Here is a 12,785-nt window from a genome sequence, read left to right as displayed (position 1 = left end):
TGCCATGCATTCCCTTATTGCCCAGATACAACCTGCTGATTGCGCTGCTGGCGACAGGGCGCGGGCTTATCTGGACACGCTTACCAAACCACCGGGAAGCTTGGGGATGCTGGAGCAATTGGCTATTCAACTTAGCGAAATCAGCGGTGAGCTTGCGCCTTCTATAACACCACCCGCCGTGATTGTATTTGCCGCTGACCATGGAGTCGCCGCTGAAGGCGTCTCGGCATTTCCTCAAGCCGTTACGGCGCAAATGGTAGCTAACTTTGCCAATGGTGGGGCAGCCATCAACGTGTTTGCGCGCCAGATCAATGCGCACTTGGAGGTGGTGGATGTGGGGGTGGTCAGCGATGTTGAGGCCCCTGGTGTGGTCGTTGATAAGATACGCCGCGCCTCGGGAAATATCGCGATCGAAAACGCCATGCTTCCCGAGCAAGCCGAGGCTGCGATTGAGGTGGGCATTAATGCCGTAGCGCGTGCGCAAAAAGCCGGCTGTCGCAGTGTGATTGTAGGCGAAATGGGCATTGCCAATACCACCGCCAGCAGCGCCATGCTGGCGGCCTTCACCGGCACGCCGGTCGCGCAGGTAGTGGGTGCGGGCACGGGGCTTGATAGCCAGCAGCAAACGCATAAAGTCGATGTCATTCAGCGCGCATTAGCAGCGCGCGTATACCAAGCTGATGAGCCGTTAAGCGTATTGGCCGCGTTGGGCGGGCTTGAAATTGCCGCCATGGCGGGCGCTTACCTGGCCGCTGCCGCGTACCGCCTACCTGCCGTGGTGGATGGCTTTATTGCCACGGTGGCGGCACTCACTGCTTGCCGTCTTTGCCCTGCGGTGCGTGGCTATCTGGTGTTCGGCCATCGTTCAGAAGAGCCGGGCCACGGGGTGGCGTTAGGCGCGCTTGAAGCAACCCCGCTGCTTGCTTTGGGCATGCGCCTGGGCGAGGGCAGTGGCGCTGCACTCGCCTTCCCGTTGCTTCAGGCCGCCACCGCCATGATGGCTGAGATGGCGACATTCACCTCAGCAGGTATCGCGGACAAAGCGCCGTGATCCTTATGCTGCTTATCACGCTCGCCATTGGCTTGGATTTACTCATAGGCGATCCACGCTCGTTACCGCATCCCGTCGTTGTCATCGGCAGCATGATCAGCTTTTTGGAAAAGCGCTGGAACCAGGGCACGCCCACCCAGCGAAAGCGGCGGGGCTTTCTACTCACCGCAACGGTAGTGATAAGCGTATGGGGAATAAGCTGTGTGGTGCTTGCGCTGTTGACAGCCATTCATCCCTGGCTTGGGTTGGCCGCAGAGCTTTGGCTGCTGGCCACTACCCTTGCCATTAAAGGGTTGGCGGATGCGGGGCGTGCCGTGGCAGCACCGCTTATGCGAGGCGATTTGCCAGGCGCGCGCCAGGCGCTTTCCATGATAGTGGGGCGCGACACGGCAAAGCTTGATGAATCGGAAATTACCCGCGGAACGGTGGAAACCGTAGCGGAAAACACGGTGGATGGCATCACCGCACCGCTGTTTTTTGCCATGCTGGGTGGCGCGCCTTTAGCGCTGGCTTATAAAGCGATTAATACGCTTGACTCAATGGTCGGGTATCGTAACGAGCGCTATGAAAACTTCGGCTTTGCTTCGGCCAAGCTAGACGACATCGCTAACTGGCTGCCCGCTCGATTAACGGCGGGTTGCCTTTGGGTGGCTGGCATTGTATTGACTGCGGTAACAAACAAGCCGCTGCATTGGCGGGGCGCGCTGCGTGCTACCTGCCATGAAGCGCCGCGCCATCCAAGCCCCAATGCCGGTTGGCCGGAAGCCATGGTGGCTCGGCTACTGGGTGTGCAGCTGGGCGGTATTAACACCTATCAGGGAATTGTCTCGCGCCGCGCGCCGCTCGGCGAACCTTTAGAGCCGCTTAACGTAACGCATATTAATATCACCATTGCGCTAATGCATATGGCTTGGCTGCTGTTCCTGGGGCTGATGTGGATATGGATATTGCTGATGCATGCAGTGTGAATATTATGTGTGAGTGATAAACCGCCGCGTATCACAAGCGCAGGGGGGCGGCGAAATCTCTTCATACCTATTGGCGACGCGTTATAGTGCACTTTTTTCGAGCAGAGCCTAATAATGCTTTGCGAAAGCGTGGGCTTGCCAGTAACGTATTTTTGAACGGCGGTTGCGCAACGGCATGCTTATTCGCCATCCCCATCGTGTTTCCGGTTTAAGCAGTGGCCGGGTGCGTATTGCGCTGTGTGATACAGGTGTAAACCATTGACTATTAACGGTGCTGAATGATTGTGTTTGTTAGTGGCGGTGCACGCTCCGGAAAAAGCGAGGTGGCCGAGCTGCACGTAAAACAGGCTGCCAGCGGGGGTAGCTGCTACTACATAGCCACCGCCGAGATTTATGATGCTGAAATGGCCGCCCGTGCAGTACGCCATCAATGCGCTCGGGATGCCCGCTGGATCACGCTTGAGGCACCACTGGCCATTGACCAGGCAATTGCGCAGGTACCTGACGGTGCCGCCGTATTGCTGGACTGCTTGACGCTCTGGGCAAGCCAGATTCTGTACGCCAGTGAGCTAACCGAATCCCAAGGCAAGATGCTTTTAGCAAAAAGCATACGTGATGCGCGGGCTCGTGGATTACAGCTGGTGGTGGTGTCCAATGACATTAACGAAGACTTACCCGCTCGTGACCCGGAAACCTGGCGCTATGTGGCCTTTTTGCAGTCGCTGCATTGTTGGCTTGCCGCTGAGGCTGACTCAGTGCTTGAAGTAGTCGCAGGCCGTGTCATCGAATGGAAGCCCAAGGCAACCGCATGCTGAAGAGTGCGCTTTATGGATGCGTTCTGGCGCTTCAGTTTTTAACCCGGTTGCCGCTACCCATTGCCTGCCCGTGGAACTCTGAAACCCGCCGTTGGGCCATCCGTGCCTATCCCCTTGTTGGACTTTTTCTGGGCTGCCTATTGGCGCTGCTGGCGCTATTAATGCATAACGCACCCGCGCCGATTACGGCGCTTGCGTTACTCAGCCTGTGGGTAGGCTTGAGCGGTGGCTTACACCTTGATGGGGTAATGGATTTAGCCGACGCGCTGGGCAGCAATCAGCCGCTGGCGCGCCGCTGGGAAATCATGAAAGACCCTCAGATTGGCAGCTTCGGCATATTAGCGCTGCTTTTCTTGTTAGCCTGGAAGGGCGTGTTGCTGTGGGCGCTACTGAGCTATAACGCGCCGCTGTGGTGGCTGATCGTTTTACCTGCCCTGGGCCGTTGGGGCGGCGCAGCGCTGTTGATATTAACGCCCTGTGCGCAGTCAAAGGGGCTGGCTTGGGCCTGGAAGCAATCGCTTGGCGTGCATGACGTATGGCTTTCGCTAGTGCCTTTGCTGGCACTGGCACTTTTTTACCCAGGCATCATTGCAATGCTGATCGCCACTGGCGTACTAGTGGGCGGCTGCCGGTGGGCGCTGGTAAAACTGTTTCAGGGTATTAACGGTGATATGGTGGGCGCTACGATTGAAGGAGTGGAACTATGGCTGATGGGATTAATGTGGAGCTGGTGGTGGTTCGCCATGGCATCACCGCCTGGAATGTAGAGCGCCGCTATCAGGGGCAGCGTGATATCCCGCTGCTCTTTCCCGAAGCCGAAGAAGGGCTTTTAGCACTACGTGCAGGGTTGGCCGATGAGCAGTTTGACGCGATCTACTCAAGCGATCTTCATCGCTGCCAGCAAACCCTTGAGTGGGTGCAAGCGGCCAAACCGGGCGTACCGCTAAGCTTGGAACCTCGCCTGCGTGAGCTGCACTTTGGCGAGTATGAAGGCAAAGTATACGACGAGTTAAAAGACCTGCCGCATTATCGCGCCTGGATCGATAGCGTAGGCGAGCTGCAGATCCCCGGCGGGGAGTCAGCGGCACAGTTACGTGAACGCCTGGATCTATGGCTTGCCGATGTGGCAGCGGATGCCCTGGCAAACGGATATCGCAAAGTTCTCGCCGTGACCCACGGTGGGGTTATTCGCGAGCTGCGCCGACGTTTTGAAACCATCGATTTTTGGGAGGGTACCGTACTTCAAGCCCAGGGACGACGCTGGGAGTTGACGTATCAACCGGACGTTAATGGGCAAGGAGAGTGGCTATGCAAGTGTTCATCGGTGGTGCCTGTTCCGGTAAGCGAAGTGTTGTAAAAAAGCGCTTTCCAAGTGCCGTATGGTGGCGGCTGTCACCCGGCCAGCGGTTACGCGAATGTGTAGGTATAATGCTACCCGGCACGCCGCTGGTAGTGCACGGCGTACTGGGTTGGCTAACGGCGACCATTGAATCGGATGTAGGTAGCGACGATTGGCGCGCGCAATGGTGCGATGATCTAAACGAGCTTCAGCAGTCCGCGCAAGCGAACCACGTTACCCTGGTGATGATCGTTAAAGAGGTCGGGCGCGGCATAGTGCCCATGGAGCGCCAGCAGCGCCGCTTACGCGATTTGAACGGCTGGTTTTGCCAGGACGCCGCTGAGCGTGCCGAACACGTTTGGTATGTGCGCCATGGCTTGGTGCAGGCGTTAGATAAGTAATGCTATGTATTTATAAATTCAAATCTTTTAGTTTTTTGTAAGAAATATCTTACTTGCTTGTAAGACATTGGCGCTTCGTGTCGTGAATGGGTTGCCCTTTAGACTAATGCCGTTACCCTGATTGTTTCTCATTTTTGAGTCTCGGTCCAAGGAGCGGCACGATGGCAGACGGCACTGGCCTACAATTCACCTTAAAGCTACCCGGCGTTGATGATGCCGCCGTCATCGATTTTGCCTACCGAGAAGCGCTTTCTCAACCGTTTGAGCTGGGGCTAAATTTTGCCAGTCGCGATAGCCGCTTAAGCGCAACCGAATTACTTGACCAACCCGCCACACTCACTATCTGGCAAGATAGCAAGCCGCTACGCTACGTAAACGGCATGATCAGTGAGTTTATTCTAGCCGACCGTGGTCACCGGCGCACATTCTACTCTGTCAGGCTTAGCCCTTCGCTATGGCGCCTTTCGCTACGCCAGAACTCGCGTATTTTTCAAAAAGTGGACCCACTCTCCATCATCAATACCCTGTGTAGTGAACGGGGCATTAATGACGTGGTTTTTAACGTGATCCGCGAACCGTTAGAGCGAGAGTACTGCGTACAGTATCGCGAAACAGACCTCGCTTTTATCGAGCGCCTGGCGGCGGAAGAAGGGCTGTTTTACTACCATACTTTTGAAGAAGGCGCCCATCGGCTGGTATTTGCCGACGACCCGCGCCTGCTTGGCCACGTAGGGCAGCGTACCTACCACAGCCGCGCCGGAGGCACCGCGCCGATTCGCCATGTGCGAAAGCTTCGCCAGACCGCTCGCGTAGCGGCGGCTTCCGCCACGTTGAAAGATTACACCTTCAAGAACCCGGCTTATGCCCAGTTGCACGAACACGTGGGCCGCGACGTTGAACAGCACGGCCAGCGCAGCGACTACGAACATTTCGATTACCCTGGCCGCTATAAAGAAGACGCCTCGGGCAAGCCGTTTACGCGCATACGTGTAGAACATCTGCGCCGTGAAGCGCTCACTGCCCAGGCAGAAAGCGACCTGCCAGAACTCGCGCCGGGGCTGCGTTTCACGCTGGCCGACCACGATACCGAAAGCCTCAACCGCGACTGGCAGCCCATCGAAATCCTCCACCACGGCGAACAGCCCCAGGCGCTTGAAGAGGATAGCGTCGGCCATTTCGACGCGAACGGCATGACGCGATATTTCAATCAGGTCACGCTCATTCCTGGCGACACACCCTGGCGAGCGACGCCCAACCCCAAGCCCCGCGTGGATGGCCCTCAGGTCGCCTTCGTGGTGGGGCCGGAAGGTGAAGAGATTCACTGCGACGAGCACGGCCGGGTGAAGGTGCAGTTCCCCTGGGACCGCTACGCCGATCCGGATGAAACCGCCAGCTGCTGGGTGCGGGTAGCCCAGGACTGGGCGGGCGGTGGCTACGGGGCCATGGCCATTCCGCGCATCGGCCACGAGGTGATCGTTTCATTTTTAGAAGCTGACCCGGACCAGCCGCTGGTGACCGGGCGCACCTATCACGCCGTCAACCAGCCGCCCTATGCGCTGCCGGAACACAAGACCCGCACGGTCATCCGCACCCAGAGCCACAAGGCAGAAGGTTTTAACGAACTGCGCTTCGAAGATGAAGCGGGTGAGGAGCAGATCTGGCTACACGCCCAGAAAGACCTGGAGCTTTTGACGCTGAATGATCGCACTGAAGAGATTAAGCGCGACAGCCACCTCAAGGTCCACAACGACCGTATCAGCGAGATCGACAACGACGATCATGAAACGGTGCACGGCAAGCGCCATACGCATATCAAAAACAATGACCACCACATCGTCGACACCACCCAGCACCAGAAACTCGGCCAGGCCCATCTGGTCGAAGCCGGGCAGGAGGTACACCACAAGGCGGGTATGAAAGTAGTCATCGACGCCGGTGCCGAGATCACCCTGAACGTCGGCGGCACTTTCATGAAACTCGACGCCAGCGGGGTCACCATCGTGGGGCCTCAGGTCAAGATCAACGCGGGGGGTAGTCCAGGAAACGGGACGGGGCAAGCGGCCCAGCCTCCTAAACGTCCGCCGATGTTGGAGGGCAAGGATCATGATCGGGTTGAGGCGATTGGGCATTCGCCGGTGTTGACGCCGATTCACCATGCCGCGCAGCTCAAGTCACTGCTGAAAGCCCCCGCCTACTGCGATATTTGTGAAGCGCCCAGCGATCAACAAGGGGAACGCTAAATGCGGACTTTCTCTACCGCGACGCACGCACTGATCGATGGCGTGCGGTATCCCGATGCCCTGAAACGCTTGTATCGCCGTGACGATGTCGAAGAGATCGAGCCGCTTTACCTCGCTACCCGCTGGAGCGATCTGGCCGAGCATGGCCCCATTGTGGTCAAACTCAAGCGACAAGGTTTGCTCAGTGAAGCCAATGATAGTCAAGACAACACGCTGTATCGGGCTCTCTCGTTTATCAATAGCCAAGCGGATACAGGGCAGCTTAGCCGCCATTTTCGCCGATTTATTACCTTCAAAGGCGCGGCTGGCCAGGAGCAACTGCTGCGTTTTGCTGATCCGCTGGTCACGCGCTTATGGTTGGAAAGTTACGCCGGGGCGCTGCTCCCTTCCCTGATGGGGCCTATCACTACCTGGTGGGTCGCCCACTGGTCCCCCAACTGGCGCGAGCAACGAACGTTCTCATGGCAGGCGTTTCAACGGAGCGACGATTCGTCTTCGGGAAATGCCCGTGTAGTCTCCAACAGCGCCCAGGCGCCCGATTTTCTACCCATGGCACACGCGCAATACGACGCATTGGAGGCAGTCGCTCACTGGCAGCTGAAAGAGCGCCTGACCGACTACTTTAATGAACATGCACGTACCGCCTGGCACGCCCTGCCTGCTCAGTACCGGGGGCAGTGGCTGGATGCACAATTGGCACAGGCCAAGGCCTGGGGCGCCAATACGCACCGCCAGCTGGCTATCTGGGTGGACCTCAGCTTGCACTGGGGGAATGACTTTAGTATCGCCAGTGATGGGCTTTACCAGCACTGGCGAGAACACGCCGCTGGCGGCGCCCATCTCTCGGCGCAAGAGCAGCTGTATGCCATGGATCGCTGGAGCCGCACGCCCGCCGCGGATAGTGTTCCCTCTACTTCCCATCACACCGTCGCGACCCAAACACCACCTATCAATAATGAGGCCGCTCATGGCTAACACGGATGCTCATGCGCAATCGCGCGATGCCGCCTTTGATGAAACGCCCATGGGAGGCGGTGTCTGCCCGCTGTTACTCGACATCGATATTTTTCCCGTACGCTATGCCATTGATGAGGCACCCGCCGAGGCAGGGGCACCCGCGCCGCATCCGATTGCGGAAGAGTGGCAGGGGCCTGGCTATCCCGAGATCGATACCCGTGATTACACACTGCGGCAATTGCGGGATGGCTGGCTGTACGTCTGGGTAAGCGAGGAAGGGGAGACGCGTATTGCTGAGTACCTTATAGAGGGTGCCACATTCAATGGTGATCCCCATCTCACCTACTCCACCGGTATCTCCATCGCCCTGGCGTACTCTTCTGTGAAGTGGACCGAGCGCATTCGCGAATATGTGCTGGAGAACGCGGATGTTCGTCAACGTATCATGCGCTCCGTCAATTTAAGTGCGGCGGTTAATACAACCACCAGCGCATCATTCTCCGCCCACGCCGCGCCGATCACGCAGCTTGCCGAACACGTGGCGGATATTACGACCGATGGCGCGGTGGATGGGTTTACCAGTACCACGGTCTCGACCGTGGAAAGGGAGGAGACTGTTTCGGATAGCCCGTCTGTTAATGGGGATGAAAGCGTATATCGTCATATGGAAGTCAAACCCGAGATTACGCAGGACAGCGTTCTCGCTGGTATCGCTAACCAAGATGAATCCATTTTCGTAGCAATCGATGATGACTTGGGAATTGTCAATGACCTGCACATGGCGCTAGCCGGGCGCGAGATGGAGTTGGAAGCGTTTCTGGATGAGCATGGGCATAAGCTACAGATTGCATCCGTTTTACAAACGCTTTGTGATTATCTGGATGACGACAATATTCCAGACGATGTCCGAGATGATCCCGCTAAAACAGCTCGGGCACGACAACTCACGGAAGATTTGAAGCAGGTTTTATCCGGTGATACTTATAGTACAGAAAGCCGTGAGCAGCGAGTCATAGACATTTATGATGAGTTAGAAGCATTAGGTATTGAACCGCCTGATCCTGATGTTTTGAACGCTACAAGCCTCTTGCGTGATGACGTGCATTATGAAGAAGCCATTGACTATATCCATCGTCATCAGCCACAGCTAGAGCGTTTGCAAACTCATATCGAAAACAGCCTGGCCGACCTGACTATCTGGTTGGAACGTTTGCCATTGTCTGCTCAAGAACTCTGTTTCGATACGGTTGATGCCAACCAGAACCAAGCCATTCATGAATGCGGTTGTATGGCAATGGAAGCTGTTGGGGCAACGCAGACCGGCCGGGAGTGGTTGAACACGACATACCAGGCACGTGATTCGTTAATTGGCTTCGCAATGGGTAATTTTGATCCTGCTCTGACTGATGCCCTTGAAACCATAGCACAACACTTTATTGAGCAGGGCACTGAAGATGGAGAGCCCGCCGACAATGGAGTTAGCGCTTCGAGCGTGGCGGAACGCACCGAGGCGTTCCGGGGTATTCTCAAGTATGAACAGGTGCAAAATCATGCCATCTACAAAGCCTTGGCGCCGCATGTACGAGAGGCTTTTGATACCTTACGCGAAGGGGTAAGAGGGCCTACGCAAAAAGTGTGGGAAAGTATTTCTTATCACTTTCTAGCGTCCTTGGGTGCCGGCGGGCAGGTGTCGTTAGAAAAAACAGCTAAAGCACTATGGCATCCTGTTATGGTCGTTCTTACTCACCCGGATTTAGCCTCATCAAGACTGGTGCTCGATCTTGAATACGAGATCAAACTTCGTGAATGGTATGACACCTCTTGGCGGATAACTGCACAAATTAATGACGCAAACAAACAAAAAAATACCAATCGAGCTAATCGATTAGAGCAACAACGCCACGTGCATGCCTTCGAAAAGCCTAACCGCGTCGCTGCTGCAGACAATTCCCTCGATCTTGATAAGTCTGGCAATCAGGTTCGCGCGAATAATCTTGCAACTGTTGGCTTATACGAACAGCGCACAATAGAGCGTTTAAGATTCACGGATGGTGCAAACGCGGCTCGACGTTATATGGTCGGTTTCATTGAGCGAATGGGGGGAGGAATGCCGCTTTTGATTGCCGGATTGAACCTCTATAACTTCAAGGAAGCGGCACGTACCGCCAATGTAGAGGGTGTCGATGCCGCGGAAGCGAGGAACCTGGTGGCTAACGCTGGTTTTGCCGCTGGCGCCACCATGAGCCTATGGGTCATGCCGTTTTGGAACAAGCATGCTACGCAGCAATTTAAGTTGTCAGGGGGTATGACAGCTGTAGCAAAGGCCGGTATTACTGAATGGGTAGGCGAAGGGCGGCATCAAGCGGCACGCCTGGCGGGTAAATTGGCCACGCGCGTAGCGGGCTTGTCGGCTATCGGGGCTATCTCCGCAGGGTTGGATACGTGGAGTAGCTATAGTGATTATGGAGACGCTACCAGTACTAGTGAGCGCGTAGCACTTGGATTTAAAATGGCTGCAAGCGGTGCTATGACCGTTACAGCCACTGCTCAAATTGTTGGCGCCACCATGGCTAGATCGTATGCTTTCGCATGGATATTGGGCGGATGGGTCTCTGGCATTCTGTTTGCGGCAGGGGTCATACACCTTGTCGCCTCGCATTTTGCTGCCCGGTTTCACCGTGAAGGGGCGCGCTTATGGCTCTATACCAGTGTTTGGGGAAGAGGTGAACATAAATGGGATGAGTCTGATGAGGGCCAGAATAACGAATGGCGCGCTTTGATGGAAACGCTGCTACGACCTTCTATCAAATTGACGCAAGTAAGTCGTACGACATTTGATCTGTCTCATGCGTCTAATAACAGTCCAGGCGAGATGAGTACTACTTATTATGGCTACTGGTTACAAATCTCCTTCCCTGCTTCTTTAGCGGGGGATACCGTCAGCATCTCAGAGATCGGCCGAGATGGATTTTGGGCGCCTGGCGATAGCTTCAAGCGCAGTCCTCATCAACCAGGCGAACAGGGAGTCGTGCTTACTACCGGCTCAGAATATAACACGGAAGATGTGCGAGTGTGGCAGGCCTGGATACCGGCCAGTGAACAAGAAAAAAGTGAGTCTTTTACCCTTACGGTAGAGTATAGCGAAACGCTGCTCTCACCAGGCGAAGATCGCTTACGTTTCACCTTTTACAAGCCTGATGCTGCCGCAGGCAAAAAAGAGATCGAACCCAATGGTGAGGAAACTCGGGGTATCCGCGCGCCTACCCGCTTTGCCCTGACGGTTCCCCTAACCCCAGAAGAGTAAGGATACTGATATGTGGTTTATTCAGCCCAAGCAGGACTTCATTGCCGAAATGCCCTGGAGGTATACGAATGAAAATGCCGTAATGAGTTGGCAGATTAAAGCCCGTAATTATAACACTTCTGGCATGAATTTTATTTTAATTCCAATGGTGCTGGTTAGTCTTGGAACGGGTTTTTTTGGTTTCAATATTGGTTCTATTGGTAGTGAAGGACTTTTACTCCCGCTATTGCTAGGAGCAGTGTTTTTTTTGTTTACAATATCACTTTCCCTATTTATTACTCATTATACGACCATCTTTGTCTATCGTTTTACTGAAACGTTAGTGGAGGTGCATTCATGGGAGCCGCGAGAGGTATCGGGCAAGGCATTTCTGAAGTGGTCCGCGATTATTTTGCTACCCGTGGTGGGCGTGTTGGCATTGTTTGAGCCAGCCTTGATAATTGCAGGTATCGGCCCCTTGGGAATGGGACTCATGGCTCTGCAGGCGGGATCGCAACAGGCAAAGCAGGATAGTAGTAATCATCGTTCGTTTTATTGGCCAGACACCAATAAAATCTATCTTTATCCTAAACGAGATGTTATTGGATTGAATATCCCATGGTATGACTCTGATGAGGGTGAAATAATGCCTAAAGGTATTATGAGGGTCTATTGCAAAAAGGGCGAGCGAGAAGAAGTTTTAAACTTCTTTAAAGCCAAATTGCCAGATGTTGAAGTAGTAGAAGAGAAGTTTCATTTGCGGTGATGCTGATTTGGTTGCTGATGCAACACGAACCTACCCTACCGGCCGTGCCGTTTTCGAAAACTACTTCATGGAGTCGCTGCAGCATTTTGGGCAATGTATTAGGAGCAGCAGGGCCAGCGTTGGCACTCTTATGGTTTTACCGTCCCAAGTGACGCAGGTAATGAGCTACCAATAACCGAGGCTCAACGTTTGGTAATCCAGTAATCCCCTCGACAGAAACTGGCCGCTGTGGCCTGAGCTCTACTTTTGAAGCCCTCTAAAATGAGGGGATTACAGAAGCTAACACTACAGTCAGCGCGTTCCATAACGCTATATCGATACACCAGTATTGGAGAGTAAAGAAGTGAGCGAAAAAGTAGTAAGTGATCAACAGGAAAAAGTCTTAATCGAAAATATTGATTTTAAGTGCCCCTCATGTGCTTCTTGCTTCAGTGAAGAATCGCAATGGATCACTAATCTTTTAGAATCCAAAACGACCACTTGCCCAAACTGTGGAAGCGAGCTGCTGATTGGAGCAGAAGAAGAGGGTCTTCTGGCAGCTTTAATGAAGAAGAAAGAGCGATTCGGTAAAGCAATGTTCGTTTTTATGGTGCCCTACGCTATAGGAGGGCTTATCGTATCCCTTTATTTCGGCGGGCTCGGTTTTATGCTTTATATGCCGGTCGGACTGGTTATTTTCTCTCTGTTGAAGATGCTGTTTGATAATCAGCCTGACCTGACGATTGGCTTGAATCAAGCCTCATAACAGACATGCCAACGATGCAATCAACAATGGGGACAACGTAACCTCAGTAATGAATGGCAGCATGGCTCCAGAAAAGGTATTGCTCCTAAAGTGATTGAATGTAAATCGAATGTTTAAAACCAGCCCCAACAAAGCGCTGCCCCCCATGCGCGCTGGCGAACGGGAAAGCCGTGCCGGGGGGGAGCAATACTGTTTAAGCCCCTTACCCCTGCCTACTGAT

General features: G+C 54.4%; 11 protein-coding genes. All 11 read left to right on the top strand.

Features of this window, described 5'->3' with window-relative positions; all coding sequences use genetic code 11:
- The first annotated feature begins 4 nt into the window (after window positions 1–4).
- The 11 genes from cobT to ACT3XD_RS14260 all read left to right on the top strand — a co-directional run bounded on the left by cobT (window position 5) and on the right by ACT3XD_RS14260 (window position 12,565).
- Complete coding sequence (gene cobT, locus ACT3XD_RS14310; RefSeq protein ID WP_192539107.1) at window positions 5–1,051, top strand: nicotinate-nucleotide--dimethylbenzimidazole phosphoribosyltransferase; 1,047 nt, start codon at window positions 5–7, stop codon at window positions 1,049–1,051.
- Window positions 1,052–1,056: 5 nt separating this feature from the next.
- Window positions 1,057–2,019: an adenosylcobinamide-phosphate synthase CbiB gene (cbiB, locus tag ACT3XD_RS14305; RefSeq protein WP_192539090.1), complete on the top strand. Its 963-nt coding sequence runs from the start codon at window positions 1,057–1,059 to the stop codon at window positions 2,017–2,019.
- A gap of 278 nt (window positions 2,020–2,297) precedes the next feature.
- A complete protein-coding gene (locus tag ACT3XD_RS14300; protein WP_192539089.1) occupies window positions 2,298–2,834 on the top strand; it encodes a bifunctional adenosylcobinamide kinase/adenosylcobinamide-phosphate guanylyltransferase in 537 nt (178 codons plus the stop codon).
- Window positions 2,831–3,601, top strand: coding sequence for an adenosylcobinamide-GDP ribazoletransferase (locus ACT3XD_RS14295; RefSeq protein ID WP_192539106.1), 771 nt, complete (start codon window positions 2,831–2,833; stop codon window positions 3,599–3,601). The genes ACT3XD_RS14300 and ACT3XD_RS14295 overlap by 4 nt, the downstream gene beginning before the upstream one ends.
- Window positions 3,538–4,191, top strand: a complete 654-nt coding sequence (locus ACT3XD_RS14290; RefSeq protein WP_192539088.1) for a histidine phosphatase family protein — start codon at window positions 3,538–3,540, stop codon at window positions 4,189–4,191. The genes ACT3XD_RS14295 and ACT3XD_RS14290 overlap by 64 nt, the downstream gene beginning before the upstream one ends.
- Window positions 4,143–4,574 (top strand): bifunctional adenosylcobinamide kinase/adenosylcobinamide-phosphate guanylyltransferase, encoded by a 432-nt coding sequence (locus tag ACT3XD_RS14285; RefSeq protein ID WP_192539087.1) that lies wholly within the window; start codon window positions 4,143–4,145, stop codon window positions 4,572–4,574. The genes ACT3XD_RS14290 and ACT3XD_RS14285 overlap by 49 nt, the downstream gene beginning before the upstream one ends.
- Window positions 4,575–4,735: 161 nt before the next feature.
- Window positions 4,736–6,814 carry a type VI secretion system Vgr family protein gene (locus ACT3XD_RS14280; protein ID WP_192539086.1) on the top strand — a complete coding sequence of 693 codons (2,079 nt, stop codon included), beginning with the start codon at window positions 4,736–4,738 and terminating at the stop codon, window positions 6,812–6,814.
- The gene (locus tag ACT3XD_RS14275) at window positions 6,815–7,789 is read left to right on the top strand and encodes a DUF4123 domain-containing protein (RefSeq protein ID WP_192539085.1); all 975 of its coding nucleotides are present in this window, start codon (window positions 6,815–6,817) and stop codon (window positions 7,787–7,789) included.
- Window positions 7,782–11,075 carry a T6SS effector BTH_I2691 family protein gene (locus ACT3XD_RS14270; protein WP_192539084.1) on the top strand — a complete coding sequence of 1,098 codons (3,294 nt, stop codon included), beginning with the start codon at window positions 7,782–7,784 and terminating at the stop codon, window positions 11,073–11,075. The genes ACT3XD_RS14275 and ACT3XD_RS14270 overlap by 8 nt, the downstream gene beginning before the upstream one ends.
- A gap of 10 nt (window positions 11,076–11,085) precedes the next feature.
- Window positions 11,086–11,820 (top strand): hypothetical protein, encoded by a 735-nt coding sequence (locus ACT3XD_RS14265; RefSeq protein ID WP_192539083.1) that lies wholly within the window; start codon window positions 11,086–11,088, stop codon window positions 11,818–11,820.
- Window positions 11,821–12,163: 343 nt separating this feature from the next.
- Window positions 12,164–12,565: a hypothetical protein gene (locus tag ACT3XD_RS14260; RefSeq protein WP_192539082.1), complete on the top strand. Its 402-nt coding sequence runs from the start codon at window positions 12,164–12,166 to the stop codon at window positions 12,563–12,565.
- The last annotated feature ends 220 nt before the right edge of the window (window positions 12,566–12,785 follow it).

The organism is Halomonas sp. AOP7-B1-5 (genome assembly GCF_052353045.1).
Taxonomy (GTDB): Bacteria; Pseudomonadota; Gammaproteobacteria; order Pseudomonadales; family Halomonadaceae; genus Vreelandella; species Vreelandella colorata.
The sequence above is the reverse complement of the archived record's forward strand: the minus strand, read 5'-3'. Positions and strand labels throughout refer to the sequence as shown.

Excerpts from the sequence above, each read along its gene's own strand:
- cobT (WP_192539107.1), top strand. The coding sequence starts at position 5 with ATGCATTCCCTTATTGCCCAGATACAACCTGCTGATTGCGCTGCTGGC.
- cbiB (WP_192539090.1), top strand. The coding sequence starts at position 1,057 with ATGCTGCTTATCACGCTCGCCATTGGCTTGGATTTACTCATAGGCGAT.
- ACT3XD_RS14300 (WP_192539089.1), top strand. The coding sequence starts at position 2,298 with ATGATTGTGTTTGTTAGTGGCGGTGCACGCTCCGGAAAAAGCGAGGTG.
- ACT3XD_RS14290 (WP_192539088.1), top strand. The coding sequence starts at position 3,538 with ATGGCTGATGGGATTAATGTGGAGCTGGTGGTGGTTCGCCATGGCATC.
- ACT3XD_RS14285 (WP_192539087.1), top strand. The coding sequence starts at position 4,143 with ATGCAAGTGTTCATCGGTGGTGCCTGTTCCGGTAAGCGAAGTGTTGTA.
- ACT3XD_RS14280 (WP_192539086.1), top strand. The coding sequence starts at position 4,736 with ATGGCAGACGGCACTGGCCTACAATTCACCTTAAAGCTACCCGGCGTT.
- ACT3XD_RS14275 (WP_192539085.1), top strand. The coding sequence starts at position 6,815 with ATGCGGACTTTCTCTACCGCGACGCACGCACTGATCGATGGCGTGCGG.
- ACT3XD_RS14270 (WP_192539084.1), top strand. The coding sequence starts at position 7,782 with ATGGCTAACACGGATGCTCATGCGCAATCGCGCGATGCCGCCTTTGAT.
- ACT3XD_RS14265 (WP_192539083.1), top strand. The coding sequence starts at position 11,086 with ATGTGGTTTATTCAGCCCAAGCAGGACTTCATTGCCGAAATGCCCTGG.